Genomic DNA, 17,670 nt, shown 5'->3' with positions numbered 1-17,670 from the left:
GGGCTCGGAGATCTGTATAAGAGACAGACCCCAAACCCCAAACCCCAAACCCTACTGAACAGGCAAGATGCCTGTTCCACGCTTATGATTCTGTTTGTTAACACTTTTATTAAACGGCCTGTCTTAACGACAGTGTGCAGCATCATCATTATTTTAGTGGGTGCGATTTCAATTCCGTTGCTTCCCATTACCCAACTGCCAAACTTAGCTAATACTCAAATTAGTGTAACGGCGGTGAATATTGGGGCGGATGCTGAAACGACAGAAACCACTGTCACCACGATTATTGAACGGGAAATTAACGGGGTAGAGGGGATGAAATATATGTCCTCCAGCACCGGGAATAATGGCGTGAGTAATATTTCCGTCTTTTTTCCTAATGATGTTGATCGCAATATTGCTCAAGTTAATGTTCAAAACCGAGTCGCTCAAGCGGAATCTAATTTACCCGATGGTGTGAAACAAACAGGGGTAACGGTTGAAGCTTCATCGCCCAATATTCTGTTAGTGAGCGCGTTTTATTCGGCCAAAGACGAAACGGGAAAACCCCTCTACGATTCCACCTTTATTAGTAACTATATTGATCTGTTTATTGTTGACCAAATTAGCCGGATTCCTGGGGTCGGTCAAGTGACGCTCTTTGGAGAACGGAAATATGCGATGCGACTCTGGCTTGATCCGTCTCGGATGGCAGCGAGGGGACTGACGGCGCAGGATGTTGTTGCGGCGTTGCGGGAACAAAATATCCAAGTAGGGGCCGGAACCCTGGGTCAACAACCGACCCCCCCCGGTCAACTATTTGAAATTCCGTTGCAAGCGGTAAGTCGTCTTCGTACCGCCGAAGAATTTGCCCAAATGGTGTTGAAAAGGAATGATGATGGCGGTTTAGTCACCCTTCAGGATGTGGGACGGGCAGAATTAGGGGCAGAAAGTTATGATTCTAACTCTACATTTAACGGAGAACCCGCCGTCGGCTTAGGGGTTTATCAATTACCCGGAAGTAACGCCTTAGAAACGTCTGATCAAATTAAAGCCACGATTGCGGAAATGACTAAAACTTTCCCCCCTGGGATTGAAAGCCGTGTGGCTTACGATACCACTTTATTTATTAAGGTGTCCCTTGAGGAAGTGGTGATCAGCTTGTTTATGGCGATCGCCTTGGTGGTGTTGGTAATTTTTATCTTTTTACAGGACTGGCGAGCAACCTTAATCCCCTCGGTAGCAATTCCGGTGGCGTTAATTGGGGCAATGGCGGGGTTAAAAGCCTTTGGGTTTGAACTGAATACGTTAACCCTGTTTGCTTGTACCTTGGCAACGGGTCTGGTGGTGGACGATGCCATCGTGATTGTTGAAGCCGTCTCAATCAAAATTGAACAGGGGATGAAACCCCGTCAAGCGGCTTTAGATGCCATGCAGGAACTCACGGGAGCCACCATTGCAACCTCAGTGGTGTTGATGGCTGTCTTTATTCCCGTTTGCTTCTTCCCCGGAACAACTGGGGCGATTTATCGACAATTCGCCATCACGATTATTTTTGCCTTGATCTTTTCCACCTTTAACGCCCTTTCCTTTTCTCCCAGTATGGCGGGGTTATTATTGCGTCGCAAACAGGAAACACGGGGGCCTTTAGGATGGTTTTTTGATAAATTTAATCAAGGTTTTGGTTGGGTACAGGAAAAATACGCTAAATTCATTACCTTTTTAACCCGGATTAATGCCCTGGTGATGGGCGTATTTGTGGCGGGGTTAGTGGCAACGGTATTAGTTTATCAATTGGTTCCGTCAGGGTTTGTTCCTGAAGAAGATCAAGGATATTTGTTGATTTTGTTTCGCACACCGGATGGGGTATCCCTGAACTATACCTCCAAAGCTGCGGAACAAATTGTTGATCGAGTATTAGCAATCCCTGAAATTGAAAGTGCCTTTGTGGTTCCGGGGTTTGGGTTTGAAGGACAAAACCCCAGCCAAGGGATCGCGTTTGTGTTATTGAAACCTTGGGAAGACCGACCAACGGAAGAACAGTCGGTTTATGGCGTTTTAAGACGATTAAATGGGTCTTTACAATCGATTCCAGAAATTCAAGCCTTTGCAGTTAACGCACCTCCGGTACAAGGTTTAAGTAATACGGGAGGATTTGAATTTCAGTTATTAGATAAAACGGGAAGTTTACCAATTCAATCTTTAATTGAAAATGGGAATCGTTTAATTGCAGCCGCTAATGCCGATCCAACTTTTCAAGGGGTTTTTAGTCAGTTTTCCGCTAGTAAAGCTCAGAAGAAAGTTGAGGTATTACGCGATCGCGCTAAAGCTTTAAATGTCAATATTAATGATGTCTTTGGCACACTTCAAACCTTTTTAGGATCATCCTATGTGAATGATTTTGTCTTGGGTCAGCGTCAATATCGGGTTTATGCTCAAGCAGAAGCGGAATTTCGCGCTAGACCAGAAGATATTAATCAGTTATATGTGCGTTCCCAAGATGGGGAGATGATTGCTCTAAGTAATTTAGTCAAACTCACAGATTTTGTGGGGCCAGAAACCATTAACCATTTTAATATCTTCCGGTCTATGTTAATTCAAGGCAACCCTGCACCCACAGCTAGTACAGGTCAAGCCATCGCTGCGATGGAAAAATTAGCCTCGGAGGTCTTAGACCCTGGTTTTGGTTATTCTTGGCAGGGAAGCGCCTTGGAGGAAAAATCGTCGGGGGGATCGGCGGTGATTATTTTCGGATTAGCCTTTATTATGGTGTTTTTGGTACTATCGGCCCAATACGAAAGTTATATTGATCCCACCATTATTATGCTATCTGTGCCCTTAGCCGTTTTGGGAGCGATGGCGGCGGTTTGGTTCCGATCCAATATTCTGCTGAGTGGAACATTATGGCCCACAATTACGAATGATGTCTATGTGCAGGTGGCCTTGGTGATGTTGATTGGTTTGGCGTCTAAAAACTCGATTCTAATTGTGGAGTTTGCCAACCAATTACGGGAAAAAGGCTTAAGTATTACCCAAGCCGCCATTCAAGCTGCTGAACAACGGTTTCGACCGATTCAAATGACGGCAATTTCTAGTTTAATTGGGTTCTGGCCGTTAGTGGTGGCTTCGGGTGCGGGTTCAAGTAGTCGTTGGTCATTGGGTACTGCGATTTTTGGCGGTTTGTTAGCAGGAACGTTATTAAGTTTGTTAATTACCCCAAACTTATATATTACGATTAAAACCCTAGAATCCCGTTTCCTCAAAGGCGAAAAACCCGATAAATCTAATAACAATAAATCCGATAAAAATAAACCTCAACCTCCTGCGGAGAATGGGCATTCTCAAGATGGGCGGGAAAACCCTCAAGATGGGCGGGAAAACCCCGCCCCTACGTCAAATTCCAGTACAACCGCATCAGATAGTAGTCCCGTTAATCGTAATTCGTAATTCGTAATTCGTAATTCCTTAAAACAATGTCAAACGAATCTCTTTCCTCTCAACCTGCTTCTAATTCTGAAGGTCAATCTCAACCCTTGAGTTTAAATTCTTTATCTGAACGCATTGATCGCTTAGAACATAAATTAGACCAAGCGTTATTATTATTAACGGATTTGTATCGATATCGCAAATTGCGGGATTTATTGGCGACTGAAAATTGGAGAGAAGCTGATGAAGAAACCACCAATATTATGTTAGAAATTATGAGCAAAAGTAGTCTGGAGAATATTATTCCTGATGAAGTCATGAACTTTCCCTGTAGTGCGCTACAATTGCTTGATCAATTATGGATGAGTTACAGTAACAATCGTTTTGGTTTTAGCGTCCAACAACAAATTTATACCCGTTTGGGGGGAACCGATGATATTTCTGATGTTGATATGAAAGTGTTACACGCGATGGAAACTGAATTTGGATGGATGGTCAATAATAAATTATTAGACTATGAAGATCTTGATTTTAGTTCATCGGCTCCGGTGGGTTGTCATCCCTCTGGATGGTGGCGTTCTCCCTATGGCGCGAAAATGGCGGTTTATTTTATTGCTCGTTTATTGCGTTGTGGTATTAAGTAATCAGGACAGTTATGAATCGAAATTTTAGCCGATTCAATCTTAATCGCTGGTTGAACCAAAGACAAATTCAACTTTTAGAATCCGCTTATCAAAGTGCTGAAGAAATTAAAACTCTGGAAGATAAATATTTTCAAGGAAACCCGATTAATTATCGTCCTGAGTCTCAAAAAACAATGGTGGATTTTGTTAAAAGTTTACGCGATCGCCATCTTTTTAACATTCGGTTTAATTTAGCTCAATTTAAAATTAATAGTTTTTTATTACCTCAAGGTTTGATTGATGAGGAAACGTCTCAATCTGTTGGAATATCTGAAGCTGAAATTATAGAAAAGCTTAATTTTATTGATTCGATTGTTAAAAAATATCGAGACAATTCTGAGGATATTTTAATTGAAAGTTTAGCCAATCCTCCTAATATTAATTCCTCGAATTTAATAGGATTAACTGCTGAAGAAGTCAAACAAGAACAAAATGAGTCCGCCAGCACCCTAACTTTAGATCCGGCTGTGATTGCGGCTCAATCTAATCTTTCCCGTCAATCTCAAGCTAAAAGTTGGTTTAATTGGGGTTTTTTCAAAGGTCAAAAACTTACCCCCAATTATGAGCAACAAGTCGTTCAAGAATTAAGAATTAGACGCATCCAAGATAAATTAGCAATGCGTTGGTTACTGATTTTATTCTTAATTCCTTTGTTAGTTCAAGTCACTGTGAAAACTATCATTTTTGATCCTTTGCTGGGGAATTATAGTAATAAAAATCCGACTAAAATCGAACTCAACGCGGAAATTAAACAGGAGTTTTTAAGAGAATATTCTGCTTTTAAAGAATCTCTTGAAATTCAACAGTTATTAGGGGTAATCCCAAAACTGTCAGAAGATGAGAAAGAGGAAAAGTTATCGGAAAAAGTTATCGAAATTTGGCAAGAATCCCGTAATCGAGCTTTAAATGGATGGAAAAATATATTATCTGATGGTGTTGCTTTACTAACGTTTGGGGGATTAGTGTATTTTAACCGAACTAAAATTACAATTGTCAGAAGCTTTTCTAATCGAACATTTTTAAATTTAAGTGATCCTTTAAAAGTCTTTTTGTTTATTTTAATTACCGATATGTTTGTCGGTTTTCACTCCGCCGAAGGCTGGGAAGTTTTATTAGCAGGGGTTTTAGCTCACTTTGGACTTCCAGAAAGTCCAGTAGCCATTAATGCGTTTATTGCAACGGTTCCTGTTATTATTGATTCCTGTATCAAATTCTGGATTTTTAGTTACCTCACCCGTTACTCTCCGGCTGCTTCTGCGATTTATGAACGGATGAATACTTAGGTTAATCTTAGATTTCCCTTTAAACTCAATGATGGGACTGCTAACTGCATTAGCGACAGTTATCCTTTCTGTTACATAGACAAATTCTGATTTTTAATATATCATTTTAATATATCAAAGTGTTCTATCTCGCCGAAAAGCATTCAGGATTTAGAAATTCAGCCTTTCAAATTAACGAATTTTAATCAAGTTTTTTGAAGTTTTGTAAAATAAATTAAAAATAGCATTCAAAAACGGAAAAATAGAGCTACTTTTAAAATAGAAGGTTATTATTACACTAAATTTTAACTTCAGATTGAACGAGCAATAAAATGATTGTATCTGTCAATCTAAGTACAATTTCTGGGCGTTAGAGTTATTCAAGGAGGATCATGATGAATATGCGACTTGTGATTTTTTCGGGAATGGTGATGATGTTAGTCGGTACAGTTGCGGGACTGGGAGCGTCTAAATATAGTGAAAAACAATATCAATGCTGTAATATTGGCCCCGCTTTAGATTTAGGTTATAGCCAGTCGAGAGCACCTCGGACTTACGCTCTAGCAGGCGCGGCAATGGGTTTTATTATTGGTTCTTCCCTCGAATTAGTTCGACAATCAACGCCTCAAGAAGCGGAAAAATAATCATTGGCTACAGTTAAAATCCTATCTCAACACCAGGGTTAATGAAATTAGATTGAATTAAACCCCTCCCCAGTTAGGAGAGGGATAAAGGATTTTTAATTACTTAAGGTATGAATTTTTAAGAAATTAGTACCCCTCGCGGTATTTGCTGGAATTCCGCCCACAATTAAGATTTTATCTCCAATTTCTGCAAGTTGTCGTTGTAATAATTTCTCTTGAGCCAGATCAATTAATCCTTCAAAAGAATTGACGTGATGTTCTAATAAAACAGGTTTAACCCCCCAAACTAAGTTTAAACGGTGATAAACATCTGCGTCGGGAGTCAAAGCAACAACCGGAACTTTTGGTCGTTCGGCGGCGGCTAAAGTTGCGGTGTATCCGGTACTGGTATAGGAAACAATGCACTTTAAATTCAGAATTTTATCAATGGTATTTAAGGCTTCTGTTAACGCATGAGTTTCATCAGATAGCGCCGGAGGATAATTTTTAAACTCAATTTCTGGTTCGACATCACGGGCAATTTTAGAGAGCATTTGTACCGCTTTAACCGGAAATTTACCAACGGCGGATTCTCCTGATAACATAACAGCATCCGTCCCATCAATAATGGCATTTGCAACATCACTCGCTTCTGCACGAGTTGGACGAGCATTGTGAATCATACTATCTAACATTTGGGTGGCTGTAATCACCGGAATGCCTTTTTGATTACACATCCGAATAATTTGTTTTTGCAAGATGGGCACTCTTTCCGGGTTCATTTCTACTCCTAAATCTCCCCGTGCTACCATTAACCCATCACATTCATTGATAATTGATTCTAAGTTGGTGATCGCTTGAGGTTTTTCAATTTTTGCGATCACTGGCATCTGCGGTGCTCCCTTTTCAACTAATAACGCTTTTAATGCTTGAATATCCTCAGCACGACGCACAAAACTTAAAGAAACCCAATCAATTCCTTGAGAAATTCCAAAGTCTAAATCTTGTTCATCTTTTTCCGTAAAGGAGGGAAGACGCAAGGTTAAACTCGGTAAATTTACCCCTTTACGACTTTTTAACCTTCCCCCTTCAATGATGCGACATTGAACAGTATTTCCCTGAATTCCTTCTATTTTTAATTCTAATAATCCATCATCCAGTAAAACTTGTGCTCCCGTTTCTGCTTCTTCTGCTAAATAGGGATAATCAATCGGAACAGTATGGGGTTTGTTCTCAAATTCATCAACAGGAACAAAGGTTAATAATTCTCCATCGACTAATTCTATTTCTTCCGACGGTAAATATCCAATTCTAATTTTAGGCCCTTGTAAATCTTGTAATAACGTAATCGGAGTATCTAATTCTTCTGAAACTTGCCGTAATAATTTTACGGTTTCTGCATGATCTTCATAACTGCCATGAGAAAAATTTAACCGAGCCACATTCATTCCTGCATTCACCATTTGACGAATGACTTCTGGAGATTTACTCGCAGGGCCAATCGTCGCAACAATTTTTGTTCGATTTTGTAAAGGTTTGAGCATGATTTTTGACCTAAAATTAACACGAGTAACCGATTAAGGAGTATCTCTTTTTCTGACTCTGTGATGTTTATAAATGTAGTTTTTCAATAATTTCATACAACACTTTGCAGGAGTTTTGTAACTGTTTTTCTTCGGTTTCGGTCAACGAAAGATTAATAATTTTAGTCGCACCTTTGCGGTTGACTAAAACAGGTAAACTGACACAAAGTTCAGGAAGACCATATAATCCTTGAACAGAACGACTCACGGTAATAATTCGATTTTGATCCCGTAAAATAGCCGTGACAATATCCGTAACTCCTAAACCAATGGCATAGGAAGTATATCCTTTTCGTTGAATAATTTCATAGGCGGCATTTTTAACTTGCTGAAAAATATCCTGTAATTCTTCATGATCACAAGTTGGACATCCTTCCCAGTCTCCATCACAAATTTTCATTCCCGCCACATTAACTTTGCTCCAAACTGGAACTTCACTATCTCCATGTTCACCAATAATATAAGCATGGATACTGCGGGGATCAAGTTTCAATTTTTCTGCTAATAAGTATCGAAAACGAGCCGTATCTAAAACCGTTCCTGACCCAATTACCCTAGAACTTGGAAACCCGGAAAGTTTCAAGCTCACATAGGTCATAATATCAACCGGGTTAGCAACAATTAATAAAATTGCATTCGGACAATATTCAGCAATATCTCCGATTAATTTTTTAAAGATTTCTACATTTCGTCCGACTAAATCTAAACGAGTTTCTCCAGGTCTTTGACTGGCTCCGGCTGTTATAATCACTAAATCTGCATCCCGTCCTGCATCAGCAACGGTTCCGACTGTTACTTGTGTGGGTTCAATAAAAGAAAGTCCATGAACTAAATCCATGACTTCCCCTTCAGCTTTTTCTTGATTAATATCTTGTAAAATTAGTTCATCAAAGCAATTTTGAATTAATAACGAATAAGCACAGGCCATCCCGACTTGTCCAGCACCAATAATCACACCTTTACGAGGGCGAATGGGGCTTAAGGGATTATGATCATCTGGATGAGTTGTAAATAATGGCTGAAACATAACCCTCCGAGGATTGATAGGATAATAAAAAAAGCTAATTCCCTGAAATTGATCGGTGATCTGGAATCATTATATCAATGATAATCTCGAAATTAACAAATTTAGATTTAATTTTAAAAAAATAAACATAATTTAACCTTTGATCTTCTGAATTAAATGATCAAAATAACGATTTAAGAGGGGGAAGAGTAAACTATGTAAAGAATTTAAAAGTTTCATTTCTAATCCCGGTGCGATCGCAAAATCATTATTTTTAATCCCTTTAATAATCTCTTGAGCAATATCTTCCGGTTCCCAAGGTTTAACTGTTCCGGTAATTGCTTTTGTTTCTGGGAGTTTTGTCTGGTTTTCAGCTAATAATTGAGGTGTATTCGTATCGGGCGGATAAACAATAGAAACTTGAATTCCCAAGGGCTTTAGTTCTCCTCGCAACGATTCTGCTAATCCTCTTAACGCAAATTTAGTTGGACTATAAGGTGTATAACCATAAATTCCAATTAATCCGGCTCCTGACGAAATGAGAACAATTTTACCTTGTTTTTGCTGGATCATTGTGGGTAAAACTTCCCGGATACAATACAACGAGCCCCAATAATTAACAGCCATTGTTTGTTCAAATATTTCTAGGGGAACATCTTGAAAATAACCAGGATGAGCCATTCCTGATGATAAAATTAAAATATCAACACTCCCTAAAAGTTTAATCGCTTTTTTGATTGAATTTTCAGCTTCTTCCCGTAGAGAAACATCAGCCGAAAGGGTAAATATTTTCTGATTTTGAGATAATTTTACGGCTTCAATTTCTGTTTGAGCTTGGTCGAGAGTGGTTTGATTTCGAGCAATAATCGTTAAATTTGCACCAAGACTCGCTAATAATTGAGCCGTTGCTTTCCCAATTCCACTAGAACCCCCCGTAATAATAATATTAGTTTGATTAAAATTCATATCAAAATCATGGCAAGTTAGATTCCTTTTAAGGTATTATAACAAAAACCATCAAAATAAGATAGCCTGCTAAAATTATTTTAACCTATGGCGATCCGTTAAAAATTATATATAATTAGATATAATTTAACTATAAACCCAAAAGTAAACGACTAGAAATGGCAACAGGGATACCCGGCAAGAATCAGTACAAAAAGCTAAAAGATAGTAGCCTACTTTCCTTTTCCTTGGAATATGTAGGAAAAGTTAGTATTGAAGATATTTTAGAGAGTCCATCAGCACAATTAAGAAAAATTATAAATGTAGAAAAAGAAATTAAAAATCAGTTAATTTATGGAGAAAATTTAAGGGTTTTAAGGAATTTATTAGAGAATTCGGATATAGCAGGAAAAATTAAATTAATTTATATTGATCCACCCTACGCAACTGGACTAGGGTTTGAGTCCAGACAACAAACTTATGCTTATCAAGATTTCCGAGAAGGTGCAGATTATTTAGAATTTATTCGACAACGGTTAATTTTACTTAAAGAACTTTTATCAGAACAAGGATCAATCTATATTCATTTAGACCAAAATATGGCTTTTCCCGTTAAAATTTTAATGGATGAAATTTTTGGAATTAAGAATTTCCGTAATTGGATTACTCGAAAAAAATGCAATCCTAAAAATTATACTAAAAATCAATATGGAAATATCTCAGATTATATCCTTTTTTATACAAAAACCGATGATTATATCTGGAACCAACCTTTTGAACCGTGGACAGATGATAAAGTCATTAAAGAATATCAGTACATTGAAGAAAAAACAGGAAGACGCTATAAAAAAGTTCCCATTCATGCACCTGGAGAAAGAAAAGGATCAACAGGTCAACCTTGGCGTGGGATGCTTCCTCCACCGGGTAAACATTGGCAATATACTCCAGAAACCTTAGAAGAAATGGATAAAAAAGGTGAAATTTACTGGTCGTCTACTGGAAATCCTAGACGGAAAGTTTACCTTGATCAAAGCAAAGGAATAGCGGTTCAAGATATTTGGCTGGACTTCAAAGATGCTCATAACCAAAATATTAAAATTACAGGCTACCCAACTGAAAAAAACCCTGAACTTCTAAAACGAATTATTCAGGCTTCCTCTAATTCTGGAGATCTAATATTAGATGCTTTTTTAGGGAGTGGAACGACTGTTGCAGTTGCAGAAGAATTAAAACGGCAATGGATTGGGATTGATAACTCTCTTTTAGCCATAGAAACCACTATTCAACGTTTAGTGAAAGGAACTCAAGCAATGGGAGATTTTGTTAATGGAAATGGAAGTTTACCTCAACAGCAGTCTTTAATCAATACAAATAGAATTTTAAAAAGGGGTTTAGAAGTATATATTGAGATGGAATCTGATGTGGAAAAAGTGACAGAAAATCAAATTGAAGATTGGAACTATTTACTTAACTTTCAAGCCAATCTCTGGTAAATCTTTCATCTAACATTTTGAGAGTGCAGACCATTACTCGTCCTTTTCCATCAGTTTCTAAAGAGGCATAATCATTCCACATTGACCCCAGAGTTAATCCAGGGCCATCATTTAAAAAGAATACTTTCAGAGGTAATTGATAGGTGTCCGCATATTTAAGAATATGAGTTGATTTCTCTCTATTTCCACCAATCCGATCATCTTCTTGTGCTCCTCCTCGATCTGAATCATAACGAGCAAACCCAATAACTAAAGGAGTTCCATCTAAACGAGAAATTAAAATATCTGTTGGTGTTTTTTCCTGCCAATTTTCCAAAACTTCATCAAGCATTATATCTCGTCCTGCTCGAATGGGGCCTTGAATTAAATATTCTGATCCAAAGTAGGCTTCAAACCAGAGAAAAAAGGCTTCTGTTAATTCATATCCTTTCTGACCTCGACTTTTATATTCCATTAGAATTGCGATTAAAGCTTCATCAGGAGTAGGACGAGTTGCTAATTTTTCTTTGACATCTTCTATCTTTCTAAATCTGTTTCCATAGTTTTCAATAATTTGGCTCATCTTTTTCTTAACCTTTAACATTTCAACAGAAGTATCTGGGGATACATACTTACGAAAAACTCGTAATAATTGGGTTCTGGAAGGATTAGGGATTTCAGTAATTCTCAACAGTAAATCAGCCGAACTATTAGCAGTATTAGCTAAATTGGCAAACTGCTCTATAACACTTCCATAAATCATGGTGGCTTCATCCAAATAATCGGGATAAAATTCTGAGTCTATGAAAGTGATATATTGAGAATTTCTAGTTTTATATTCAGCAAACGAAACCAAGGGAGAGTTCTCCTAAACAAGATTTGTCAAATATTAACTAATAGTGTTTCTTGGTACACCCTAGAAACTGGTTTAACGACGGAATAAATGGGAATGTTCAGGGTTATATAATCCTGATCTTAAAGTTGAAGCAGGAGGCGTTTTTGTTAAAGCCGGACTAATCACATAAAGCGTCGTTCTAATTAAATTTTCTTCTTGGGTTACTTGTGCCATTTTTTCTAAAGGAACCACCCGGATTTTCTCATCTGGCCATCCTAAACGATAACAAATTGCAATGGGCATTTCGGGAGGATAATATTTCATTAACTTTTGCTGACTTTCCTCAACATAACGGGCACTTAAATATAAACATAAACTGGCTTTATGAGCCGCTAAACTTTCCAATTCTTCATCGGCTGGAACCGCAGTTGCTTTGCCACTGACACGGGTTAAAATAATGGTTTGCACTAATTCTGGAACCGTTAATTCGACTTTTAATTTGGCGGCTGCATCCTGAAAAGCACTAATTCCCGGAACAATTTCAAACTCAATGTCTGCTGCATTTAACTGTTGAATTTGTTCATAAATCGCTCCATATAAACTAGGGTCGCCCGAATGTAACCGCACAACCGACTTTCCTTGACGGACTCGTTCAATCATTAAGGGTAGAATATCTTCTAAGGTTTTATTTGCCGTTTTAATCAGTTCTGCATCCGCCCGAACCCCCCTTAAAATTTGTTGAGGAACAAGGGAATCTGCAAATAAAATCACATCCGCCGATGCTAATAACTTTTGAGCTTTTATGGTTAATAACTCAGGATCACCAGGGCCGGCACCGACAATATAAACGGCTGGTTTTAGCACTGTTCTATCCTGTTGCATGAGATTCTGATTCCCCCAAATTTATGATTGATTTTTAGTTTTTCCGGATCTGAACTAACTGACTAAGAAGACAAGAATGGTAGATGCACCCTGGTTGATGCCCTGGCTATCGAGTCTAGGGCTTTTTCTATTTAAGAATTAGAAGAATGAGATTTCGGCACAACATCCGGTAAGGTTCGCTTCAATCCATATAACCAAATTAAGCCGAATAATCCTATGATAATTCCACTTAAACTGACGAATTGAGCAATTTTTAAAGGCCCCAACATTAAACTATCTGTGCGTAACCCTTCAATCCAAATTCGACCTGCACTATAAGCACATAAATAAACCAGAAAGATTGTTCCAGGTTTCAGAGGCGGTTTACCTTTTAACCCTCGAAAGAATAAGGTGATTAATAAGGTAAATACCATTAAATTCCAGAGGGATTCATACAGAAAAGTGGGGTGAAAATACTCGTAGGATTCTAAGCCAAAAGGACGACGTTCGGGGGGAATATAAAGTTTCCAAGGTAAATCCGTTGGGTCACCAAAGGCTTCAGAATTAAAAAAGTTACCCCAACGTCCAATGGCTTGACCTAAAATTAACGAAGGTGCAACAATATCGGCTAACTGCCAAAAGGGAATTTGTTTGATTTTTGCAAATAATAATGCTGCAATTAAACCGCCTAAAATTGCTCCATGAATGGCAATTCCTCCCTTCCAAATGGCAATAATATTAGCGGGATTATTAACATAACTTTCCCACTCAAATGCCACATAATACAATCTCGCACAAGGAATTGCTGCAATCACTAACCAGATTGCTAAATCCCCGATGAGTTCAGGATCAATTTGGCGACGGCTGGCTAGATACTGAGACAAGGAAACTCCAATTAAGACAGCAGAGGCAATTAACACGCCATACCACCGAATTGATAACGGCCCGATTTCAAAGATAATGGGGCCGGGAGAGGTAAATTGAAATGCTAGAAATAAATGATTTGTATCCATAATAGCTGATTCTAAGCCAAGTTATTGTATCATCTTTTGGGGATCACAGGTCAGGTCTAATTTTTTTTTGAAAAGAAGGCGGATTAAAATATTAAATAAAATAAATTTTAAGATGTTTTCAATGGAAAAATCGGTACAATAGGATGAAGTGTGCTTTCTGTCAAATTTTAACCTTTTTGATCAGGCTGGATTGCTGATGATTATGGTTTCAGCTTCTGGTTTTCCCATCAACCCGCCACCGTCAATTGTTTTAATGGTAAACGTCCCCCTATGTCTTCCTCAAATTTACCTCCCCATTCATCGGATTTAGAATTAGGGTTAGCGGCTTTAAAATCTAAGGATTATCAACAGTCGATCGCTATTTTACAACCGATTGCTCAATCTGAAAACCCCTCTAAATTCAAGGCGCAAGTCGGTTTAGTAATGGCTTATGAGCGAACAGGAAATACAAAATCAGCCCTTACTTTATGTCGAAATTTAACCCAATGTCATCAAGAAAAAATCCAAACTTGGGCAACGGATTACTTAAAAAAACTATTAAAACGCAACCCTCCAAAACTGAATAAGGTTGAATCTATTGATATTGAAAATTCTAACCCATCTGATGAAACCCTGCCTTCAGAATTACCCCCTATTATAGAAACAGGTTTTATTCCTTTAAATCCTAACTTACAACCGACGAAGGCGAAATCTACCCTAGGAAAAGTACCCAAACCTTCCTCGATATCACCACCTCAAAAATCTCCCAGTGTTCCTGTACCCCAAGCTCCATCTTTAAACCGAGAAAAAACTAAATCAACCTTTCAAAAACCGAGTTCAAAAATTCCCCCTTCTACTGTTAATTCTGAACCGGAAATCATTGAATCTTCTCCCGCGCCTGCGGTTCAAGAATGGCAATTGCGACAAGCCGGACGAGCTACGAATTGGAAACAGCTTAAACCTTTACAATCAAGTCCTTTTAAACTTGAACAACTCTTAATGGCTGTGGGTTTAACTTGGTTTATACCGATTGTTTTAGCATTTATTAATAATACCTTAAATCAAATTTGGATTTGGCAACCTATTTTAAATCCTTGGCAACAATTATCCCGCCAACCTTGGCAAATTATTTTTATTCTTTTGTTTTTATTTATAGTGGGTTGGATTTGGCAAACTTCCAGATTTTTTGCTGAATTTATATTAACGATTTTATCGATATTGTGGTTAACGCCTCATTTATTAGATAAGTTACTGGAAATTACCAATCAAGCTTTAACTTGGCTACCTTTGTTACAACCAATTCCTTTATTTTATCGTGACCCCACTCAAGGAGTTTATATCACTTTATTGATTTTATGGGTATTCTCTCCTTGGTTATGGGATGGACTACTTAAACTCAGCTATGGTTTAAAACCTTTACCCCTAACAACGTTATTTAACTATAGCCAAGAAACCAACAAACTTTTAAGGAATTACTGTCAGAAGAAAAAAATCAAATTTCCCGAAGTTAAATTATTACCAATTAATGATCCGATTATTTTTTCCTATGGAAGTTTTCGACGTTTTGCTCGAATTGTTGTCAGTCAAGGATTATTAGACCAATTAACAGAAGAAGAACTAGCTGCTATTTTTGCGCGAGAAATTGCCTCAATTGGAGAATGGGATTTTGCTGTGATGTCTTTTGCTACAATCATCAGCCAAATTCCCTATTTAATTTATTGGTATTTAGCAGAATTTAGCGAAAAATTACCGCAACTCAATCTTCCATTTCCTACCTTTATTCAAAAATTGATATATGAAATTGTCAATGCGATCGCTACTTTTATTTGTCCTCTCTGCTATGGTTTATACAAACTTTTAAGATTTCCCTCCTTGTATTTATCCCGTCGTCGAGTTTATTATAGCGATCGGATCGCTTGTAACCTCACCGGAAATCCTAATGCTTTAACTCGCGGCTTATTAAAAATTACTATAAAATTATCTCAAACCATTCAAAATAAAAGAAAAACTGATTTTATTCTCGAAGCCTTTGATCGATTAATACCCCTGAGTTATCAACAAGCTTTAACCTGGGGGAGTGTCACCCCTTACACCTCTCCCGACTCTTTATTTCAATGGGATTTAACCAATTCCTATACTTTTTGGCTAACCTTAAATCAATCCCATCCCCTCATCGGAGAACGATTAAAAATTCTAAGTTTTTATGCTAATTATTGGAAATTAGAGCCTGAATTTGATCTATCCAATTTCAACCCACCCAAACCGCAAAAATTTGATCTGAATAATTCCCCTTTATTATTACAAGGTGCACCGTTTTTTGGGATTCTTGCAGGAATGGCAATTGGCGGAACCCTTTGGTTAATGGGAGGACTGTGTTCTATATTAGGATTGTGGCAATTAGAATGGCTATGGGGAGACTATTGGATTATGGCAGGTTGTATTCCCATTGGCTGTAGTTTAGGAATTTTTATTCGGACTAATCCCTTTTTTCCTGAGATTAAATCCTCTAATCTTTTAAATCAACCCCACTTATCAGATTTAGTGATTAAACCTAATGCCATTCCCCTCGATAGTCAACCGATTTGTTTAACAGGTCAACTTCTCGGTCGCACCGGTTTAAAGAATACCTTTGCTCAAGATTTAATCCTACAAACGTCAACCGGAATGGTCAAACTGCATTATCTTCCTCAATGGACTCCCCTGAGCAATTTTTGGCCGAGAATCATGCAACCCCAGGAGTTAATCACCCAAACGATTAAAATAACGGGATGGTGGCGACGAGGGGCGACGCCTTGGATAGATGTAGACACCCTAGAAACCTCCGATCATCGAACTGTCTTACAAGGCGGACATCCCTTGTGGTCTACAATTTTAGCGCTGGGTTTTACCCTCTGGGGAGCTTATCTGGTTTCTCAAGGGGGATGGTGAAGGAAATTCACCAGAAAAATATTGCTTTTTTGCCGGATCAATGTTACATTAATTAACTTCACATTAAGCCTAACGTTACCCCTTTTGGGATAGAGTCAATTTGATCACGCCGTTGAGACAATTCACAAATTTTGCACAATCAAATGCAAAAATTTTGGTAAAACCCTAGAACTGTGTTCAAGGCTGTGCTATCTTAGAGATTGGCTCATAACGATCCGGTACTGGAATACCCATAGCAAAGGTTCTAGGTTCCATTCAATAGCCTGATTCATCCGAGGCGAAACAGCAACTTAAAAGAAATGACAAATTTTTTGTTGAATGCTGTACTCAAAAATTGGCACTCCAAAGGCAGGAAGTTAACATCCAGTGAGTTGACTTTATATGGTCTTAGCTATAGGAAGTTCAATGTATTTTTGAACACAGGAATAACAAAACGCTATAGCATCAAGTTTTGACAGATGGGAAAAAGTTTACAAGACAACCGAGCAAACCAACATTCTCTGCATGATGAATTATATATGGAGGGAATGGCAGGATTTTATCTTGAAACCGGGATGAAGTGGGTTGTTGAGTTCAATTTAAGAAACCAAAGTGCTAATTGCCTTGGGGTTAATCCTCGATTTGTGTGTTTAAACCGCACAAGTTGGGGATAATTTCGCCTATTCATTTTTCATTAATTTGGAGGTACTACTCATGTCCGTTCGTCTTTATGTTGGTAATCTTCCCAAAGAACTGGAACGCAAAGAATTACAAGAAGTCTTTGTGGAAGAAGGAGATACCGTTTCTGCTAAAGTGATAACCGATCGCAAAACGGGTAAATGTCGGGGATTTGGATTTGTAACTGTACAAACCGATGAAATCGCCGATCAAATTGTTGAGAAATATAACGGGGTTATGTTTAGAGAAAATGCCTTAAAAATAGAAAAGGCATTACCTCGTAAAAAAGGCAAAGGAGAAGGGGTAGGCGGTAGCGAAAATGGTGGGGAAGAACAACCCCAACAACAGCAACAAGCTCCTGTTCAACAACCTGTTAAAGCGGGTAGTACACCTAAAGCGGGTGGAAGCAGTGGTGGCG

Annotated in this window: 14 protein-coding genes; 8 read left to right on the top strand and 6 right to left on the bottom strand. The window is 38.2% G+C overall.

Annotation, left to right across the window (positions count from 1 at the left end; all coding sequences use genetic code 11):
- Nucleotides 1-84 precede the first annotated feature (84 nt).
- From IQ236_RS25305 to IQ236_RS25290, 4 genes are all read left to right on the top strand, one after another.
- Entirely contained in the window at nucleotides 85-3,426 is a 3,342-nt protein-coding gene (locus tag IQ236_RS25305; RefSeq protein WP_193871844.1) for an efflux RND transporter permease subunit, read from the top strand.
- A gap of 26 nt (nucleotides 3,427-3,452) precedes the next feature.
- Nucleotides 3,453-4,049, top strand: coding sequence for a GUN4 domain-containing protein (locus IQ236_RS25300; RefSeq protein WP_193871843.1), 597 nt, complete (start codon nucleotides 3,453-3,455; stop codon nucleotides 4,047-4,049).
- Between the two features lie 11 nt (nucleotides 4,050-4,060).
- Nucleotides 4,061-5,371 carry a CemA family protein gene (locus IQ236_RS25295; protein WP_193871842.1) on the top strand — a complete coding sequence of 437 codons (1,311 nt, stop codon included), beginning with the start codon at nucleotides 4,061-4,063 and terminating at the stop codon, nucleotides 5,369-5,371.
- A 374-nt stretch (nucleotides 5,372-5,745) separates the two neighbouring features.
- Nucleotides 5,746-5,994 (top strand): hypothetical protein, encoded by a 249-nt coding sequence (locus IQ236_RS25290; protein ID WP_193871841.1) that lies wholly within the window; start codon nucleotides 5,746-5,748, stop codon nucleotides 5,992-5,994.
- Between the two features lie 95 nt (nucleotides 5,995-6,089).
- Here the strand turns inward: IQ236_RS25290 and pyk are convergent, their stop codons facing one another.
- From pyk to IQ236_RS25275, 3 genes are all read right to left on the bottom strand, one after another.
- Nucleotides 6,090-7,517: a pyruvate kinase gene (gene pyk / locus IQ236_RS25285; protein WP_193871840.1), complete on the bottom strand. Its 1,428-nt coding sequence runs from the start codon at nucleotides 7,515-7,517 to the stop codon at nucleotides 6,090-6,092.
- Between the two features lie 67 nt (nucleotides 7,518-7,584).
- Nucleotides 7,585-8,583 carry an L-lactate dehydrogenase gene (locus tag IQ236_RS25280; protein WP_193871839.1) on the bottom strand — a complete coding sequence of 333 codons (999 nt, stop codon included), beginning with the start codon at nucleotides 8,581-8,583 and terminating at the stop codon, nucleotides 7,585-7,587.
- A gap of 132 nt (nucleotides 8,584-8,715) precedes the next feature.
- A complete protein-coding gene (locus IQ236_RS25275) occupies nucleotides 8,716-9,528 on the bottom strand; it encodes an SDR family oxidoreductase (protein WP_193871838.1) in 813 nt (270 codons plus the stop codon).
- Nucleotides 9,529-9,686: 158 nt separating this feature from the next.
- On the opposite strand from IQ236_RS25275, the gene IQ236_RS25270 reads away from it, so the two are divergent.
- Nucleotides 9,687-11,000: a site-specific DNA-methyltransferase gene (locus IQ236_RS25270; protein WP_193871837.1), complete on the top strand. Its 1,314-nt coding sequence runs from the start codon at nucleotides 9,687-9,689 to the stop codon at nucleotides 10,998-11,000.
- On the opposite strand, the gene IQ236_RS25265 is transcribed toward IQ236_RS25270, so the two are convergent.
- The 3 genes from IQ236_RS25265 to lgt all read right to left on the bottom strand — a co-directional run bounded on the left by IQ236_RS25265 (nucleotide 10,975) and on the right by lgt (nucleotide 13,688).
- Nucleotides 10,975-11,835 carry a hypothetical protein gene (locus tag IQ236_RS25265; protein ID WP_193871836.1) on the bottom strand — a complete coding sequence of 287 codons (861 nt, stop codon included), beginning with the start codon at nucleotides 11,833-11,835 and terminating at the stop codon, nucleotides 10,975-10,977. The two genes, IQ236_RS25270 and IQ236_RS25265, sit on opposite strands and share 26 nt — an antisense overlap.
- 72 nt (nucleotides 11,836-11,907) lie before the next feature.
- Nucleotides 11,908-12,696 (bottom strand): precorrin-4 C(11)-methyltransferase, encoded by a 789-nt coding sequence (cobM, locus tag IQ236_RS25260; protein WP_193871835.1) that lies wholly within the window; start codon nucleotides 12,694-12,696, stop codon nucleotides 11,908-11,910.
- A gap of 131 nt (nucleotides 12,697-12,827) precedes the next feature.
- Complete coding sequence (gene lgt, locus IQ236_RS25255; protein WP_193871834.1) at nucleotides 12,828-13,688, bottom strand: prolipoprotein diacylglyceryl transferase; 861 nt, start codon at nucleotides 13,686-13,688, stop codon at nucleotides 12,828-12,830.
- A gap of 270 nt (nucleotides 13,689-13,958) precedes the next feature.
- On the opposite strand from lgt, the gene IQ236_RS25250 reads away from it, so the two are divergent.
- The 3 genes from IQ236_RS25250 to IQ236_RS25240 form a co-directional block, all read left to right on the top strand.
- On the top strand, nucleotides 13,959-16,595 hold the full coding sequence (locus tag IQ236_RS25250; RefSeq protein WP_193871833.1) for a M48 family metalloprotease: 2,637 nt from the start codon (nucleotides 13,959-13,961) through the stop codon (nucleotides 16,593-16,595).
- Between the two features lie 458 nt (nucleotides 16,596-17,053).
- On the top strand, nucleotides 17,054-17,248 hold the full coding sequence (locus IQ236_RS25245; protein ID WP_193871832.1) for a hypothetical protein: 195 nt from the start codon (nucleotides 17,054-17,056) through the stop codon (nucleotides 17,246-17,248).
- A gap of 40 nt (nucleotides 17,249-17,288) precedes the next feature.
- The coding region (locus IQ236_RS25240) for an RNA recognition motif domain-containing protein (protein WP_228041856.1) at nucleotides 17,289-17,670 on the top strand (382 nt) is incomplete at its 3' end.

This window comes from Planktothrix mougeotii LEGE 06226 (genome assembly GCF_015207485.1).
Classification (GTDB): Bacteria; Cyanobacteriota; Cyanobacteriia; order Cyanobacteriales; family Microcoleaceae; genus Planktothrix.
Note: the sequence above shows the minus strand (reverse complement) of the source record. Positions and strands in the feature narration are given on the sequence as shown.